Origin of the sequence: Sorangium sp. So ce406, assembly GCF_051474675.1 — a bacterium.
Taxonomy (GTDB): domain Bacteria; phylum Myxococcota_A; class Polyangia; order Polyangiales; family Polyangiaceae; genus Sorangium; species Sorangium cellulosum_G.
Genome location: NZ_CP150340.1, coordinates 10738653 through 10755898 on the forward strand (window position 1 = coordinate 10738653; position 17246 = coordinate 10755898).

Consider the following 17246-nt stretch of genomic DNA (forward strand, 5'->3'; position numbering starts at 1 on the left):
GGACGTGAACGTCAACCTCCGCGCGATGGCCGCCGCCGCACTTATCATGGCAAGAGGGCGACCGCCGCGGAGGTTTCGCGGCCGCCGCTGTACCCGAGCGCACTCCGGCGCGCAGTTTGTCGCGCGAGTTGTCGCGCGAGCTCTCCCGGAGTGTCTCATTGTTCGAGCTTGGACCACCGGCTCGCCCGATTCAACTGCAATGAGGCCCCCCGCCCGCTGCTGAGCTTGCCACTGGCCAGGTTCGCCGGCGCCGCTGCGGGGGAGCTCAGCGATCGTTCGGATCGCGTTTCTGCCAGGTGAAGCGGAAGGTGGCGCCCTGGCCCGGAGAGGAGTCGATCCAGATCTGGCCGCCGCGGCTCTCGACGATCTTCTTCACCACGGACAGCCCGATTCCCGTGCCCTCGACCTTGTCGCGCGCCTCCAGCGTCTGGAAGAGGCCCCAGACGCGATCGTGGAACTCCGGGGCGATGCCGGGGCCGTTGTCCTCGACGAAGAACTCGTGGTGCGGGCCTGCGTCCCGGTGCCCGACGCGGACGCGCACGTCGGCGCGCCGCGCGTGCTTGAGCGCGTTGCCGATGAGGTTCATGAACACCTGCTGCAGCGGGATCCGCTCGGTCCGCAGCGCCGGCAGGCCCGGCGCGACCTCGACGCTCGCCCCGGGCGCCGGCGCGATCAGCTCGACGACGTCCGCGAGCACCTGGCCGACGTCGACCGTCTCCACCTCGTGCCGCATCCGCCCGGCGCGGCTGTAATCGAGGATTCCGTCGATGAGCGCCTCCATGCGCCGGACGCGGCCGCGCAGCAGGCTCATGTGCTCGCGCGACTCGCCCTCGACCGTCCCGGCGAGGTCCTCCTCGATCCATTGCGTCAGGTTCGCGATGCCGCGCAGCGGCGCCTTCAGGTCGTGGCTCGCCACGTACGCGAACTGATCGAGCTCCTTGTTGCTCCGCTCGAGCGCGGCGATGAGCCGCTCGCGCTCCGCCTCGGCGCGCTTCTGCTCGGTGATGTCGCGGACCTCGATGACCGTGCCCACGGGGGCGCCGCCGTCGAGGATGGGGCTCGCGGTGAAGGCGACCTGGTAGAACGAGCCGTCCTTGTGGACGAAGACGTCCTCCCCCTGCTCCTGGCTCTTGCGCGGCAGCGCCCGGTCGATCGGGCACTCCTCGACGGGGTAATGGCTGCCGTCCGGCCGCCTGTGGTGGATGATCTCGTGCAGGGGGCGATCGAGCGCCTTGATCTCGTCGAAGGTGAAGCCGGTGATCTTCTCGGCCGCCGGGTTCATGAAGGAGCAGCGCTGGTGCGCGTCCATCATGAACAGGCCGAGCGTCGCGTTCTCGGCGATGGTGCGCACGATCTGGTGCTGCACGCGGAGCGCCTCCTCGGCGCGCCGGATGTCGCTCACGTCGACGTTGCAGCCGACCCACTCCTGGATGGATCCGTCGTCCGCGAGGAGCGGCACGCCGCGCGCGACGGTGTGGGCCCAGGAGCCGTCGCGCCGGCGCAGCCGGTACTCCACCTCGTAGCGGGACCTCGACGCGACCGCTCCGCGCCATGCGGCGTTCGCGTGCGCGCGGTCGTCGGGGTGGACGGCGTCGAGCCACCCGTAGCCGAGCCACTCCTCATAGCGCTGCCCGGTGAAGTCGCGCCAGGACGCGGAGTCCTCCACGACGTGGCCGTCCGGCCCGGTCCGCCAGACGACGACCGTGGTCGCCTCCACCATGGATCGGAAGCGCTTCTCGGCGGCGAGCGCCTCCTCGCGCAGCCGCGCGTTCTCGATGGCCACGCTGGCGAGCTGCGCGAGCTGCATCAGGATCGACTCGTCGTCGCCGGTGAACTCCCCTTCGACCTTGTCCGAGAGCTGGATGAGCCCGATGTTGCTGCCGTCGCGGGCGACGAGCGGCGCGGCGAGCCAGCCGCGCATCGGCGGGTGGCGCGGCGCCTCGCCGCTGAAGCCGCGCCACGCCGGGTGCGCCTCGAGCTCGGCCTGCGTCATGCGGAGCGGCCTGTTCTGCTGGCAGGCCAGGGTGTAGATCCCGCTGCCGTTCGTCTTCGCGTCGTAGCCGCGGTACGCGGCGTACTTGTCCGAGAGGCTGACCGCGTTGATGGCCTGCGCCCAGTTCTGGTCGCGCGTCATGCTGATGACCGACTGGTGCGCTCCGATGAGCGACCGCGCCCGCTCGGTGATCTCGGCGAGCATGCGGTCGAGCGACGGCGCCGAGTTGACGGCGAGCGAGGCCTCGGCGAGCCCCCGGAGCTGCTCGCTGCGGCGCTGCTCCTCGCGCAGGGCGCGGATCCGCTCCGTCGCGTCGACGCCGACCACGACGCCGGCCACGATCTGCCCCGCGGCGTCGCGGATGGGCGCGGCGCTGTACTCGATGATGGCCCGCGAGCCGTCGGTGCGCTGCATCTCCACCGGCTCGGCCCGGACGAGCTCGCCGCTGGCCACGGCGCGCGCGAGCGGCCACTCGTGCGGCGCGTAGGGGCGGCCGTCCGCGTGGAAGCCCTGGTAGCCGGCGCTGTACGCCGCGATGCCGGTCGACGCGACGAACGGCCGGCCGAGCTGCGCGGCGCCCTGCGCGTTGCCCATCACGAGCTCCCCCGAGGGGGCCTCCGCGATGTACACCGCGTGGGGCATCTGCTGGATGATCTGCTCCAGCTTGTGGCGCTCGTGCTCGAGCTGCTCGGCGAGCTGCTCGATGCGGCGCCGCGCGAGCACCTGATCGGTGACCTCGATCGCGAAGAGCACCACGCTCTCCGTCCCGCCGCCCGCAGCCGGGATCGGCTCGAGGGTCACGTTGAAATATCCCTCGGCCAGCGCGCCGTCGCCGCGGTCGAGGAGGATCAGGAGCTCGCACGCGGCGGCCGCGCGGCCCGACCCGTGGGCCCGCTCGATCAGCTCGGCCACCTGGGAGCCGGCGAGCTCCGGGGCGCACTGGAACAGGCGCCTGCCGACCACGGTGCGGTCGCGGAACAGGCGTTGCGCGAGCCGGTTCGTGAAATCGATCACCCAGTCGGGCCCGCGGAACACCGCGATGGCGGTAGGCGCCTCCGTGAACAGCGCGTGGATGGAGTGGATGGACCGGCTGGCGTCCGACGCGGCCTGCGCCTCCATCGGATTGAGTCCGCGCGCGGCCGCCCCCTCGTCCCGGAAATGCTGGGTCATCGCTCGTCCTGGTGGTCAGTCGCCGCCGCGGCGAACGGCTCCGTGACGCGGCGGCTCATCACGCACTCGGCGGGACGCACTCGGCGGGCTCGGAGCCTGTTGCGCGGCGTCTCGACTCCGAGACTGCCCGGTCACCCTGGCGATGTCAACAAGCCCCCGGAGAGGGGGATTGGGCCCGGAGAGGTTTATACGGAGCAGGAAAGCAGGAAGATCCTTATCTTCCCTGCTCTCGCCTCCTGCTCGGATGCGGCCGCCCCGCAGAGGCGGCGCTGCATACGTTGTTCGAGCGGCCGGCGCCGCGGCGCGCTCGCGGATCAGCTCACCCGGGGCCGCTGGTGCCACAGCGTCATCAGCACCCGCCCGACCTGGACCATGCGGCCGACCCGCCCCTTCGGGCTCGTGTCGGCGGCGCGGAACGGCTCGGCGCGGAACGGCTCGGCGCGGTAGCTCGGTCCGGCGGGCGGCGCCTCGCGGGCGGCGGCGGCGCCGCCTTCGGCCGGCGCTGCGGACGCAGGCGCGGGCCCGAGCCGCCGGTCGAGGTGCACCTCGACCGCCTCGCCGATCAGGTTGCTCATGTCGCGGTCGTGCTCGATGCAGTGGAGCAGCAGCCGGTCCGCGAGCGGATCGGGCAGGTAGACCGTGACCGCGCGCCGCGCGCGACCGTCGTTCCCGACGAGCACCGGCGGGACGGCCGGCGGCTCCGACGAGGTGATGGCGAGCGGCTGGGGCCCGGCGATCGCGCTCGCCGCCGCGGGCTGCGCCGCCGCGGGCGGCTCGGCGCTCGGCTGCGGCGCTGGATCCAGCCTCGCTTCAGCCGGCTTGTCGGCGTCGAGCGCGCGCTTTTCGGCGGCGGCCTTCGGCTTCTCGGCGTCGGGCGCGCGCCTCGATCGGTCGTCGTCGTGCGCCGGCTTGCCGTCGGCGCCGCCCGCGACGAACGCGTCGACCTTCTCAGGCGACGGCGGCTTTCTTAGCGAGACCGCGACTTGTTTTTTCGCCATGGTGAAGCGTCTCCAGTTCTTCGAGAAGGTGGGTGATCTCTCTGGCCGCGGTGTCCCGCGGCGCATAGCCCGTCACCCCTTGCCCGCAGGCGAGGGACTCCTGATAGGCAATGCGATAGCCGAGCTCCGTGGAGAGCACCGGCAGGCCCGAGGTCTCGAGCACAGCGCGCGCCGATTTGCCGAGCGCCGTGCGGCCCTGCTTGCGCGTGATGAGGATGCAGCCTTTGAGCCCGCTGCGCAGCGCGGCGGCCTCCCGGAACACCTCGATCGCGGCGGTCAGCGCCCAGGCGTCCGCGGCCGTGGGGCCGCAAGGATAGACGGCGACGTCGGCGATCATCAGTGCCGACCGGGCGATCTCACCGTGGCGCGGCGGGCAGTCGATGACCGTGAGGTCGTACGCGGCCGCGACCTCCGGGAGCTGCCCCGGCTTGTGCATCGAGGCGCCCATCGCCATGACGGTCGGGATCTCGTGCCCTGCCTCGGCGGCCACGTCGCCCCACGTGCGGACGGTGCCCTGGGGATCGGCGTCGACGAGCAGCACCCGCCGGCCCTTCGCCAGCGCGGCCATGGCGAGGCTCACGGCCGTGGTGCTCTTGCCGATCCCACCCTTCTGTCCGGTGAGCGCGATGATCATGACACCCCCCTAGCAGAACCCACGTCGGGTGGTCCACTTTCTTGCGGGCGCCACCGCGGCTTCGTCGCGGCTCTGCCCCGCTCTTCACTGTGGACACCCGTGCCTGGGTCGGGCTGCTGCTGCCCACGGCACGCCCGTGCCGCCCGGCGCCGGAACGAGCGTGGATGTCGCGGTGTTCGTCGCCTCGAGCGGCGTGATGAACTCGAGCCGATTGAAGTTCACCTCACACGCTCGGGTCAGCCCTCTTGCCCCTTGCTGGCCTCTCGTCGGTCGTCCTCGACACCGACCGCCGGCCCACGTTACCTTGAGGACGAAAGATGACGAGCACAGCGACTTCCCCCGGATCCCCGGGGCTCCCCACGAGCTACATGAGCGCTGTGCGCAGCGCGCCGTTCGCGGTGATCGAGTGCGCGGGGAATCTCGACGATCTCGTGGCCGTCGCGTGGAATGGCGAGGCGGAGCGCATCTTTGGATATACCGCTGACGAAGCGGTGGGCCGCCCGCTGACGGACACGATCTTGAGCGGCGCGGACGCCGAGGCGTGGCGGCGTTCGCTCGGGCAGGCGAGCGCCCCGCTCCGCTGCACCCATGCCCGCAAGGACGCGCGCGCCGTCGTGTGCGAGTGGCGGCATGCGCCCGTGGTCGACGAAGCCGGCGCGCCGATTCGGCTGCTCTGCTTCGGGCAGGATGTCACGGAGCAGGTCAAGGCCGTCGAGGAGCTGAGGGAGAGCGACGCCATCCTCCGGGCCATCCTCGGCGCGGTGGACACGTCCGTGACCCGTATGGATCGGGATGGATTCTGCACCTTCCACGAGGGCAAGATGCTCCCGTCCCTCGGCCTGAGGCCGGGCCAGTTCGTCGGCATGAACGTGTTCGATCCCCCTCCGGTGCCGATGGACATGGAGCCGATGCGGAGAGCGGTCCGTGGCGAGCTCGTCCGCACCAGCGTCGAGGCGTTCGGGATGGCCTGGGAGACGTGGATCATCCCGCTCCGCGACGCCCGCGGGGAGCCCGACGGCGCGGTCAGCTTCACGCTCGACGGGACGGAGGCGAAGCGCAGGGAAGACGAGCTGAAGTCGCGGCTCGAGATCATCGAGCGCCAGCAGAAGGTGATCCGCGACCTGTCGACGCCCATCATCGAGGTCTGGGACGGCGTGCTGACCCTCCCGATGGTGGGCGTCGTCGACAGCAAGAGGGCCGCCGACGTGATGGACGACCTGCTGGCCGCCGTCGCGGACAAGCGGGCACGGTTCGCGATCCTGGATCTCACCGGCGTCGAGGTCGTCGACACGAAGACAGCGAGTTATCTCATCGACCTCGTCCGCGCCATCCGGCTCCTGGGCGCCGAGGGGGTGATCACGGGCATCCGGTCCAACGTGGCGCAGACGATGGTCTCCCTCGGGCTCGACATGTCGGGCATCGCGACCGTGGGGAACCTCCGCGCTGGCCTGAAGCTGTGCATGCAGCGCGCGGCGGCGAGCGGCGCGGCGGCGGCGAGCGGCGGCGAGCGGCGCGGCGGCGCGTGAGCTCACGTGAAACCCAGCCGTTGACTCGACGACGCCGATCTCTTGTGAGCTATTTTCACGTTCGACTCTCGTCGAACGCTGTGTGTGCTATAGCCCCCCGCGGTTGTACCTGATTCAGTACGATCGCCGAGGGTATCCCATGAAAATCTCTCCAGGACGCTTCGGGCTCGCAGCATCGGCGTGCGCCGTGGCCGGTCTCCTCGCTGGCGGAGCCTCTGCGCAGTCGGCCCCCTCCGTGGAGACCACGTACGTCAAAGCGCCCGCGACCAATCCGGGGCGCGTGGAAGGCTGGTCACCGGGGCTGCTCCTCGGCGGCACGTTCAACCTGGCCGACAATCGCAGCGTCGTCGGGCAGGCAGACGGGACAGGCGTATCCGCGGGCTTCGTTCTGGAGGGCTCCCTCGACTTCAACAAGGCCGCCCACGAGCTCCGCATGACGCTCGGGGCTGGCGCCGGCGTGACGCGCACGCCGGCCCTGGAGGCATGGGTCAAGACGCGCGACGCGCTCGCCTTCGAGGCCATTTACCTCTACCACGTCGAGCCCTGGTTCGGTCCGTTCGGTCGCTTCGCTCTCGATACGCAGATGTTCCCTGGCAGCGACCCGCGCTCGGCGCCGACGACCTATGCGATCACGCGCGCGGACGGGACCACCGAGGCGATCACAGGGACGCGCCTCCGGCTGAGCGATCCGTTCCAGCCAGTGACGCTCAAGCAGTCGCTTGGCGTCTTCGTCCAGCCTGTCAATCGGGAGTCCGTGCTTGTCGAGGCGCGCGCCGGCGCTGGCGCGCAGGAGGTGATTGCGTCGGGCGTGCTCGCCCTGGGGGACGACGACGGGACGCCCGAGGTCGAGGTGAGCGAGCTCTCGAGCTATAACCAGCTCGGCGCCGAGGCTGTCATCGAGGCCTCGGGCGCGCTCCGTGACAAGCAGATCACGTACAAGGCGGGCGTCGCCGTCCTCTTGCCGATCGTGTATTCGGATCTGGAGGCAGGCGATGAGCGCGGCGCGCTGGACCTCATGAACGTCGACATCGTCGGGGGGCTCTCCTTCAAGCTCGTGGAGTGGGCGTCCCTCGATTACCAGCTCCATGTCGTGCGCCAGCCGCAGCTCATCGACGACTGGCAGGTGCAGAACAACCTCCTGCTCACGCTCTCCTATGCCGTGGGCTCGAAGGTGCCAGGGTTGCCGCCCTGCGTGCCCTGCAAGCCGGTGCCGACCAAGGCGGAGCCCGCGCCAGCCCCGGTGCCTGCGCCGACGCCTGCGCCTGCGCCTGCGCCCGAGCCTGCGCCCGCACCGGACGCGGCGCCTGCGCCCGCACCGGACGCGGCGCCTGCGCCTGCGCCTGCGCCCGCACCGGACGCGGCGCCTGCGCCGGTGCAATGATTGCTAAACTCCGCTCCCGTCAGGGCATCGGGTACACGAGCGAGAGCCCGGCGACGCACATCTCGTCGAACGTACTCCCCTCGCCGTAGGCCACATCGATCGTCGAGATCATGTTCGCCTCCTTGAGCGCCTTGGCCACGTACGGGTTCTCCGTCGAGTTATTGTACGTGCACCGGATCTGGAGCACATCGCCCGGCTCGAGCGTCGGGAGCGTCTCGATGGGCGCGTCGTACGAGTACGAGCGCTGCCAGCCGAATTCCCACTTCGGCGCGTGCGCCAGGCACTCCTCCTTGGGTTGATCGGGTGAGCCGTTCGCCCGCGTGACCGTCACCTTCTCGTCGAAGCCCAGGTAGTGCATGTGCAGAAATTCGCCATAGACGCGCGTGCCCGGCGGGAACGGCATCTCTTCCGATCCGGGCGAGCCCGGGGCCGGGATCGTCAACTGCTCCGTCTCCACGTGGCTCTTGCTGTCCGCGGGGATCAGGAACTCGACGCCGTCCTTGTCGCCCGGCCCCGGTAGAAGCCCGAAGCCAAGCTCGCCGACCGGATCATCGAAGTTGCCGATCAGGTGGTACAGGAAGCCGTACTTCGGCTTCTCCTTGGTGAGCCTGAGCTGGATGCGCGTCAGGTCCGGGTCGGCCGTCGTACCGGCGGGGTGGTAGTGGATCTGCATCATGATGAGCGACCCCTTCGGGATCAGCTGACCCACCCCCTCGGGCAGATCGACCGCGTCGGCGCCGGGAGCCCAGGCTGTGAGCATCTGGAGCGCTCCAATCTCCACGCCATTCGGGACGTCGCCGGCGCCGCACGGAAAGCTCCCGTCGGGGCCGGCCAGGCTCGCGGACTTCCGCTCCGGATCGATGGCGATGATCCCATGGTGAACGACCTTGTGGTTGCCGGGCACCATCTGTAGACCATTCAGGTACTGGTCCTCGGTGAGCCCGGGATCGATGGCGAAGCAGCGGAACTCGTCCTGCTCACCGGAGGTGACGTAGGGCTCGTTCGGATGAACCTCGAGGGTCATGCCCGGCAGGTCGGGGCTCTTCGACACGAACGCGGCGGGCGCGTCCTTCGGATCCCCCCTGGGGGTGCCGGCCTTGCTCCAGGCCTCCAGCGTGCTGATCTCCTCGTCGGAGAGGCGAATGTCGCCCTTCCATGCGTGACGGGTCGAGCACTCGTCCGTGTCACGCACGGCGAAGGGCGGCATCGTGCCCGCCTTGGTCGTCTGGACCATGAGCGCCGCGACGGCCCTGGCTTCCTCGTACGCGGTAAGGCTGAAGGGCGCGATATTGCCCGCGGAGTGGCAGCCCATGCAGCTCCTCTGCAGGATGGGCTCGACGTCCTTGTGGAACGTGGGGCCACTCCCGGCAGCCTGGGGCTCCGTGGGCTCGTCGCCCCCGGAGCAGCCGGTGAGCGAGGCGGCGGCTGGCAGGGCGAAGGCGAGCGCGGACAGCGCGACTCGGGCGATGGAACGCGAACGTAGTGAGGCAGGCATGAGACCTCCGGGCAGCCGGATCCTTCACGAACGGCGGGTCCGGGCGCTTGGTTAAGGAGCCACGTCTTGTTCGACTGCGGTTTAGATATGTGTACTATGCATATAGTCGCCCCCCCTGATCGTCAAGAAAATTTGTGCAAAATACACGGATCGCAAAAGAAGCTCCGCGAGCTCCACGGTCGTTCTGATCGCGCTCATGAATCACCCGGAGCGCGATCAGGCGCTGCTCCCGGAGGCGGGCATCTCCCTGGGTTGTCCTCGCCAGGTGGGGTGAGGAAGACTTCAGCGACCTGGTGCGTCCCCCGAGCGCAGGACCGGCCCCGCGGTCAGGCAGCCCGCCCTCCCCGCCGAAGTTCGCGTTTGCGTCGGCAATCCCAGGCCCGTAAGGAACGGCGGACAGGCGACGCCGCGCGCGGCGCCGGGAGACGCCGACCGTGACCACCGAGCCCCGCAGCACCACGAACGCCGGCCAGCGCGCGGCTGGCCCTCGCAGCCCCCGCCGCGGCGCGCGCGCCCTCGTCGGCGGCCGCGCCGCCCTGGCGCTCGCCGTGGCGCTCGCCGGCGCGGCGCCCGCGGGGTGCGCCCCCCGGGGCGCGGCGTCGCCGCTCGCCGTCGAGGCGCCGCTCCCCGCCGCGTTCGCCGCCGCCCTGGAGGCCGAGATCGCGAGCTCCGCCGCGGCGGCGCCGTACCTCGACGCCCTCGAGCGCGCCGTCGACGCGCCGAGCGACGCGGGCGCGCTCGCGACCGTGATCGCGTCCACCGACGCGCTCGTCTTCGGCGCCGGCACCGCGGGCGGCCCCGACCCGGGCGCCTCGGCGATCGCGTTCCGCTCGCGCGAGGCGCTCCCCGAGGTCGCCCGCCGCCTCCAGCGCGCCTGGGCGTTCGCGGACGTCGCCGGCCGCGGCGCCCCGGAGATGCCGTTCGTGCGCGGCACGCTCGCGAGCGCGCTCCACCGCATCGCCCTCTTCGTCGGCGACGAGGCCGCGGCGGCGACGTGGAGCGCGCGCCGCGGCTGCGCGGGCGAGGCCGCCCTCGTCGGCCCGCTCGACGCCGCGCCGCTCCAGAGCCTCGCCCGGCCGTCGCCCGTGAGCTCCGCGCCGGGCGCCGCGCTCGCGCGGTCCTACCCGGGGATCGCGCCGTTCGCGCCGAGCGCCTCGCCGATCGTCGTCCGCGCCGACGCGTGCGCGATCGACGTCGACGCGGTGAGCGCCCTCCAGGGGACGCGCGCCGTCGTGGTCGACCTCCACAACCCGGTCGCCCAGCGGGTGAGCCTCGCGCTCGCCTCGGGGTCCGCCGCCGCGCTCGAGGTGGGCGGCGTGCGCGCCCTCGAGCGCGACTACGCGGCGGGCGGCGGGCTGGTCACGCGCTTCGCGACCGTCGAGGCCCAGCCGGGCACGCTGCGCGTCGTCGTGCGCGTGGCGCAGAAGGGCGACGGCAGCTTCATCGAGCTCAGCGCGTGGGGCGAGAACGGCCTGCCGCTCCGCGCCCGCGCGCCGCGCCCCGGCGCCGCCGCGACCGCGACCGCGGCGCGGCCGTCCGCGGTCCGCCTCGCGCCGCCTCCGGGCGGCGGCCCGGCGTCCGTCGAGGTCGCCGCCGCGGCGCTGCTCGCGCTGGGCGACGCGCGCGCGGCGGAGCACCTCCTCGACCCGGCCGGCGACGGCCCCTCCGGCGACGGCGCGGCGCGCGGGCACGCCGCGACGGCCCCGGCGCGCGCGCAGGCCGCGCCCGCGTCGCCCGCCGCGGCCCCCGCGCCGCGCCGGCCGCGGCACGACCTGCTCTACGCGAGGGCCATCCGCCGCGTGGGCGACCTGCCCGAGACCGAGGTCGTCGAGCGCATCCGCGCCGCCCTCGAGCGCGTGCTCGCCGCGTGGCCCGCGTCGTGGGAGGCGCGCCTCTACGAGGCAGAGCTCGCGGAGCGCCGCGGCGGCCAGGGCGAGGGCACCATGGACGCGCTCCGCGAGCTCGGGGTGAAGGTCGCGCCGCCGGGGCCGGGCGGCGCCGTGAGGGCGCCCGGGGTCCCGGACGCCGACCGCATGGTCCTCGCCGGGCTCGCGGTGACCGCTCGCCGCGCCGCCGTCACCGACGTCGCCGAGGCCGCGTACGCGAAGCTCGCCGCGGCGGCGCCGGGCTCGGCGCTGCTCGCCGCCGTCGACGACCGCATCCACGGCCGCGTCGGCGTCGACGCGGTGAAGGCCGCCTGCGAGGGCGGCCTCGACCGCTCGAGCACGGCGTGCCTCGGCGCGCTCCTCGACGTGAGCGACCGCGCCGCCGTCCTCGCCGAGATCACCCGGCTGCGCCGGCTCCGCCGCGCGCCGGACGCCCTGCGCGAGGTGGAGCTGCGCGAGCGCGTCGCCCGCGGCGACCTGCGCGGCGCGCTCGCGGTGTACGACGCGATGCCGCCGGGCGACCGGGTGATGCTGGAGGCGCTCGGCCTCGCCGCCGGCCGCGGCGACGTGCGCGCCGTGCGCGGCCGCCTCGCCCGCGACCGCACCACGGCGCGCGACACGCCCGCCGGGATCGGCCCGATCACCCGCGCGCTCGGCCTCACCCCGGACCCGGCACCGGCGCTGGAGGCCGAGGGGCGCAAGCTCGTCCTGGAGGACCAGGCCAAGGCGTTCCTCCCCGGCGCCGCGACCGCGGTGCTCCGCCACGTCGAGCGGTTCACGATCTCGCCCGACGGGCTCGTCCACTACGTGACGTACGACCTCCGCCGCGTCTCGGGCACCACGGACGTGGCCCAGGGCGCGGTCGCGTACGGCCCGCTCATCGAGGGCCGCGGCGCGGCGCGCCTCCTGCGCCGCCGCATCCACAAGCGCGACGGCCGCATCCTCGCGCCCGACGCGGCCGCGAACGCCGCGCAGGAGCACAGCGACCTCTCGCAGCTCGAGCAGGGCGACTACGTCGAGCAGGTCACCGAGGGCTACGCGCTCCCGGGCGACAGCGGCCAGCTCGTCATCGACACATGGGACCTGCTCCCCGAGCGCACGAGCGTGCGCGAGGCCGAGATCGAGGTGCGCCGCCCGTCGTCGCTCCGGCTCGCGGTCTGGTCGCACCCGCTGCTCGGCGCCGCGGAGCAGCGGGCCGAGGGCGCCTCCACGGTCAGCGTCTGGCGCATCAAGGACCAGCCGCCGCGGCGCATGGAGGACGGCGTGCCCCGGGTGGAGATGGGCGTCGGCGTCAGCCTGGGGACGCAGACCTGGGGCCACGTGGCCGCGGCGATCGACGAGAACCTCCGCGCGCTCCTCGACCGCGACCCGTACATGACCCGCTGGGCGCGCGAGGCCGCGGGCCCCGAGCGGGCGCCGTCGCCCGCGCTGCTCGAGCGCGTCGTCGCGGCCGCGGGCAAGGCGGTGAAGGTCGCGGGCGGCGCCGAGCTCTCGGACATGGCGGCGCTGCTCGGCGGCGGCCCGCAGCGGACGACGGCGCGCGCGATGATCGAGCTCGGCCAGGGCAGCCGGTCGTGGGTCATCTACCGCGCGCTGCGCGAGCTCGGCGTGCGCGCCGACCTCGCGATCGCCGAGACCGAGCCGTTCAGCTCGTCGGCGGACTTCCCGCCGCACGCGGGCCGCTTCCAGCACCCGCTCGTCATCGCGCGCCTGCCGGGCGGCGACGTGTGGATCGACGCCGACGTCGAGGGCCCGCCGCTGCCGCCCGGGCGCATCAGCCCCGAGCGGCGCGGCCGCGCCGCGATGCTGCCCGGCGGCGAGCTCGTCACCGTGGCGGGGACGAGCGGCGAGACCGGCGACGAGGTCGACCTGCGGCTCACGGTCGACGAGCAGGGTAACGCTGCGGGAACATTCACGATTCTGCTGCACGGGCGGGCGGCGCAGGCGCTGTCGGAGGCGTTCGAGACCGTGGTCGGCACGGCGCGGCGCGAGATGCTCCGCGGCGTGGTGCTCGGCTGGCTGCCGTGGGCCGACGTCGAGGACGTCACGGTCTCGTCGACGGAGGGCTCGTGGGAGGTCGCGCTCCGCGCGGCGGTGACGATCCACGGCTTCGCGCGGCCGGAGGGCAAGGACGCCGCGGCGTGGACGCTGCCGGGGCTGGAGCCGGTGCACCTCGTGTTCCCGCGCGCGTTCACGGGCACGCTCGGCGCCACGTATGCCTCGCGCGGCGCCCGCAAGAGCGCCCTCGCGATCGAGACAGCGCTCCAGTACCACGTGCGCCGCCGGATCGAGCTGCCGGCGGGCCACGCGGTGGCGCGGGCGCCCGAGGGCGTGCGCGTCGAGGACGCGGGCCTGACGGCGTCGCGCAAGGGCAGCTACGGCGCGGTGATCGAGGAGGACTTCGCGCTGAGCCTGCCGACCGGGACCGTGGCGACCGACGCGTACCGGGCGTTCGTCGAGCGGGTGCAGGCGGTGGACAGCGGCTTCATGGCGGGCATCCGGGTGGCGCGGCCCGCGGGGGCCGCCGGGACCGCGAAGGCGGCGGGGGCGGCGGGGACGGCGCGGCCGCCCGGCGACGCGCAGAAGCCCGGGGCGGGTCGAGGCGGCGCGGCGAGCCCGCAGAAGCCGGAGAAGAAGCCCTGAGCCTCGAGGTCCGCGAGTCGGTCCCGCTGGCCCCGCTCACGACGCTCGGCGTGGGCGGGCCGGCGCGCTTCTACGCCGAGGCCGCGGGCGAGGCCGCGGTGGTCGAGGCGTTCCGCTTCGCCGAGGCGCGCGGCGTGCCGCTGTTCGTGCTGGGCGGCGGCTCGAACCTCGTGGTCTCGGACCGCGGCGTCGACGCGCTGGTGCTGCGCGTGCGGGTCCGCGGCGTCGAGGTCGTCGGCGGCGAGGTCGTCGGCGGCGAGGTCGTCGGCGGCGAGGTCGGCGGCGGCGGGGTCGGCGGCGGCGAGGGGCTCGATCCGGCCGGGCGCGTCCTCGTGCGCGCCGGGGCGGGCGAGGGCTGGGACGACCTCGTGGCGCGCGCGGTCGCCGAGGGGTGGGCGGGGGTCGAGTGCCTGTCGGGCATCCCGGGCGACGTCGGCGCGACGCCGATCCAGAACGTGGGCGCCTACGGCCAGGAGGTCGCGGAGACGATCGCCGAGGTGCAGGCGGTCGACCGCGCGACGGGGGCCGTGGCCGTCATCGCCGGCGCCGACTGCGGCTTCGGGTACCGCGACAGCCTGTTCAAGCGGGCCTGGCGCGGGCGGTACGTCATCACGGCGGTCACCTTCGCGCTGCGCCCCGGCGGCGCGGCGACGGTGCGCTACCCCGAGCTCCAGCGGGCGCTCTCGGCGGCGTCGGGCGGGGCGGCGCCGCCGCTCGGCGAGGTGCGCGGCGCGGTGATCGCGCTCCGCCGCGGCAAGTCGATGGTGCTCGACCCGGGGGACGAGAACGGGCGGAGCGCGGGGTCGTTCTTCATGAACCCGACGCTCGCGGCCGGCGCCGCCGCGGGCGCGATCGCGCGCATCGAGGCGGCGGGCGTTCTCGCGCCGGGCGAGGCGATCCCGCAGTACCCGGCGGGCGGCGGCCGGGTGAAGCTGTCCGCGGCCTGGCTGATCGAGCGCGCCGGCTTCGCCAGGGGGACGCGCCACGGCGCCGCGGGTATCTCGACGCGCCACACGCTCGCGCTGGTGAACCGCGGCGGTGCCACCGCGGCGGAGCTGCTCGACCTCGCGCGGCGCGTGCGGCGGGGCGTGCTCGATCGGTTCGGCGTGGCGCTCTCGGTCGAGCCCGATCTGGTCGGGTTTGCGCCGGGGGAGATCGCGGATCTCGTCGGCGGCGTGGACGCGGCTGACCAGGGCGGCTGATCCGCAGAGCGCGGCGAGGAGCGCCTGCGCATCGCCGGCCGCACTCGTCGACCCACAGCTCCCAGCTCGGCAGGTACTCGACGTGCATGACAGCAAGGAGCAACCTCAGCTATCACGTCTCCACGTGTATTCGCCACGAGTAACCTGGCCCGATCAACAAAGCTTCATTACCGCGCCAGAGTTCCCAGTTCTGTTCGATGCTCGCATCTCCGGGGAGGCGGTCGCAGAATACAGACAACCGGAGCCCACCGGAGAACACCAAATAAAGGTCCCATGCCGGAGCGTGACAGGTCGCCCTCACGAGCGTTTGGCTCCGCAGAGCCTCAAGAGATCGAGCAACATCATCAGTTTCCCGATCACTGCTTGAGAGAGGCGCCACGTCGCCGTCCAACCTCCACGAACACCAAATCAGAAATCGAAGCTCTCCCTGAAACAACCTTATCTCGTCGCACTCCGCTGCATTTCGCAGGGGCCGTTCACGAGGAACTCGAGCACCAAGCGCCAGCGAAAAGGACGATCCAACCAGTCCTCCCGCACCGACGTGCCAGCAACGCTGCCCTACCACAGCGTTGAGCCTTTCAGAAATTGCGCCCGGAATTGAACTTGCGATTGCAGTCATTTTAATTCTCTATTTTCTGGGGGACGACGCCTTCCCTGGTCGGTGACGTACTGCGTGCTCCCGAGGTGGTCCGGGTGGTAGTACGACACCGGCGGTCTCTGGAACCAGTCCGCGTCGATCTTGCTCGCCAGCCGCGTCTCGCCCGCGAAGATGTGCTTCGTCGCGACCACCCCGTTGCGCACCACGAGGTGCTGATCGACGTACGCCGTCTCCTCCTCGCCCGCCACCACCCCGTGCCGGTGTACCCGTCGCTCCCCGGCGCCGTCGTACAGCGCCCGCGACGCCGCGTCGACGGATCGTACCGGTCCTACGTCTCGATCCCGTTGCCCGCCACCACGCGCACCCGCCGCGGGCACAATCGGCATGTACGGCTCGGAATCGTGGCCGAGCCCCCTGAGCTTGCCCACGGCTTCCAGGAACGCCGGCTTTATGACAGCGGGCAGATCGCGAACCGGACAAGCAAACATCAATTTCGGTTATCTTCCTCTGACAAGGATGCGATGAACGTCACCGGATCCGTTACATATTTCCAGGCTGTAGACGCCTGCAGTGCTTGAAGGACCGCGAACAGCGTCGGCTCGTATAGCTGCGCCGTCTCATCGACCAAGAGCACTCGGGCTCGCTGGAATCCGTCAAGCAGACGTGCCAGATCTTGCTTCTGTATACTTCTCAGATCAACACGCAAGAGCACTTCGACAATACGGTTCCCGTCTCGAACCATCAACAGGCAGGTCGAATCTTCATCTCCCCAGACGTCTACATCGGACGACCAGCTCGCGCCCTTTCCCAGGATGTCGAGAGCCGCCCGCTCGATGTCCTCGCCCGGCTGCGAATCCGACCAAAAAGTCCCGCGCTCTATTCTTTGCGACAAACTCCGCGAATCTCGACCACGCTCTGTAGAGGGCACGATCAAGAACGAGCACTGCCAGATAGCCATGTTTACTGCCCCGCAAGATCAGCAACCGTTTTGTATCCTTGATATGGCAACTTTACCTGCTGCCCGGCGCGCTTCGGTGCTTCACCCGCCGCAGCGCCTCCGGCAGCGAGGAGGACGCGACCGGACCGACCCCCTCCCGCACTGAGCACGGTGTAACCATCCATGCGGGACGGCGGACAGATGACGCGACCGCACTGCCCAGCAAGTGCGGTGCGGTACGCATGAGCGACCGGTACGCAGCGTTTTAGCCGGCGGGACCATAGACCATCAGGCCGTTACCCGAACCATGCGCTCACCAGTTTTACGGAGGAACCATCGCGCACATTGGTCATGACATGGATCGGATATTCTGTCACACCGCGCCGACTTCGGCCCAGTCATGATCACATATACCGAACTCGAACTCGGCCTGCGCCTTGGCTTCATCGACTGTTAGGTGCCATGTATCTGCCACACACGCCCCCTCGGAGCTGTACCGAAACAGCTGCACGACCTCACCATCCTGCACGATCTCCACCCAGGCAGCAGGTAGAATATTGGACACGACAGTTAGCTCCTGATCCACCAGAACTCCGATCGAGTGCGCCGTCCTTCCAGTACACTGCCTAACATCCGCCTTGATTCGCATAGCATATCTCCTGCTTACTTATTTATCGGAGCATGCATCGGCAAGAGCCGCGGCTCCGGAGGCCCGGCCAGCGGGAGGCCCTCGTGACCCCGCCCGAGCAAGAGCACCACAGCAAAACACACCACGAGACGACA

11 protein-coding genes are annotated in these 17246 nt (G+C 71.7%); 4 read left to right on the forward strand and 7 right to left on the reverse strand.

Annotated elements, in window-relative coordinates; translation table 11 throughout:
- Positions 1–265: 265 nt before the first annotated feature.
- From WME96_RS40320 to parA, 3 genes are all read right to left on the reverse strand, one after another.
- Positions 266–3163: a PAS domain S-box protein gene (locus WME96_RS40320; protein ID WP_437286874.1), complete on the reverse strand. Its 2898-nt coding sequence runs from the start codon at positions 3161–3163 to the stop codon at positions 266–268.
- 314 nt (positions 3164–3477) lie between these two features.
- Positions 3478–4161: a hypothetical protein gene (locus tag WME96_RS40325; protein ID WP_437286875.1), complete on the reverse strand. Its 684-nt coding sequence runs from the start codon at positions 4159–4161 to the stop codon at positions 3478–3480.
- Positions 4112–4795 (reverse strand): ParA family partition ATPase, encoded by a 684-nt coding sequence (gene parA, locus WME96_RS40330; protein ID WP_061613819.1) that lies wholly within the window; start codon positions 4793–4795, stop codon positions 4112–4114. The genes WME96_RS40325 and parA overlap by 50 nt, the downstream gene beginning before the upstream one ends.
- Positions 4796–5112: 317 nt before the next feature.
- Here parA and WME96_RS40335 point away from each other — a divergent pair, with 317 nt between their 5' ends.
- Together WME96_RS40335 and WME96_RS40340 are read left to right on the forward strand one after the other, a co-directional pair.
- The gene (locus WME96_RS40335) at positions 5113–6321 is read left to right on the forward strand and encodes a PAS domain-containing protein (RefSeq protein WP_437286876.1); all 1209 of its coding nucleotides are present in this window, start codon (positions 5113–5115) and stop codon (positions 6319–6321) included.
- A gap of 280 nt (positions 6322–6601) precedes the next feature.
- Complete coding sequence (locus WME96_RS40340; protein ID WP_437286877.1) at positions 6602–7702, forward strand: hypothetical protein; 1101 nt, start codon at positions 6602–6604, stop codon at positions 7700–7702.
- Between the two features lie 19 nt (positions 7703–7721).
- On the opposite strand, the gene WME96_RS40345 is transcribed toward WME96_RS40340, so the two are convergent.
- Positions 7722–9197 (reverse strand): hypothetical protein, encoded by a 1476-nt coding sequence (locus WME96_RS40345; protein WP_437286878.1) that lies wholly within the window; start codon positions 9195–9197, stop codon positions 7722–7724.
- A 434-nt stretch (positions 9198–9631) separates the two neighbouring features.
- Between WME96_RS40345 and WME96_RS40350 the strand changes: the two genes are divergently transcribed.
- Complete coding sequence (locus WME96_RS40350) at positions 9632–13726, forward strand: hypothetical protein (protein WP_437286879.1); 4095 nt, start codon at positions 9632–9634, stop codon at positions 13724–13726.
- Positions 13723–14928: a UDP-N-acetylmuramate dehydrogenase gene (locus WME96_RS40355; protein WP_437292402.1), complete on the forward strand. Its 1206-nt coding sequence runs from the start codon at positions 13723–13725 to the stop codon at positions 14926–14928. Before WME96_RS40350 ends, WME96_RS40355 begins: the two co-directional genes overlap by 4 nt.
- A 615-nt stretch (positions 14929–15543) precedes the next feature.
- On the opposite strand, the gene WME96_RS40360 is transcribed toward WME96_RS40355, so the two are convergent.
- The 3 genes from WME96_RS40360 to WME96_RS40370 all read right to left on the reverse strand — a co-directional run bounded on the left by WME96_RS40360 (position 15544) and on the right by WME96_RS40370 (position 17049).
- Positions 15544–15954 (reverse strand): hypothetical protein, encoded by a 411-nt coding sequence (locus tag WME96_RS40360; RefSeq protein WP_437286880.1) that lies wholly within the window; start codon positions 15952–15954, stop codon positions 15544–15546.
- A 59-nt stretch (positions 15955–16013) separates the two neighbouring features.
- On the reverse strand, positions 16014–16484 hold the full coding sequence (locus tag WME96_RS40365; RefSeq protein WP_437286881.1) for a hypothetical protein: 471 nt from the start codon (positions 16482–16484) through the stop codon (positions 16014–16016).
- Positions 16485–16836: 352 nt separating this feature from the next.
- Positions 16837–17049, reverse strand: a complete 213-nt coding sequence (locus WME96_RS40370) for a hypothetical protein (protein ID WP_437286882.1) — start codon at positions 17047–17049, stop codon at positions 16837–16839.
- Between the last annotated feature and the right edge of the window lie 197 nt (positions 17050–17246).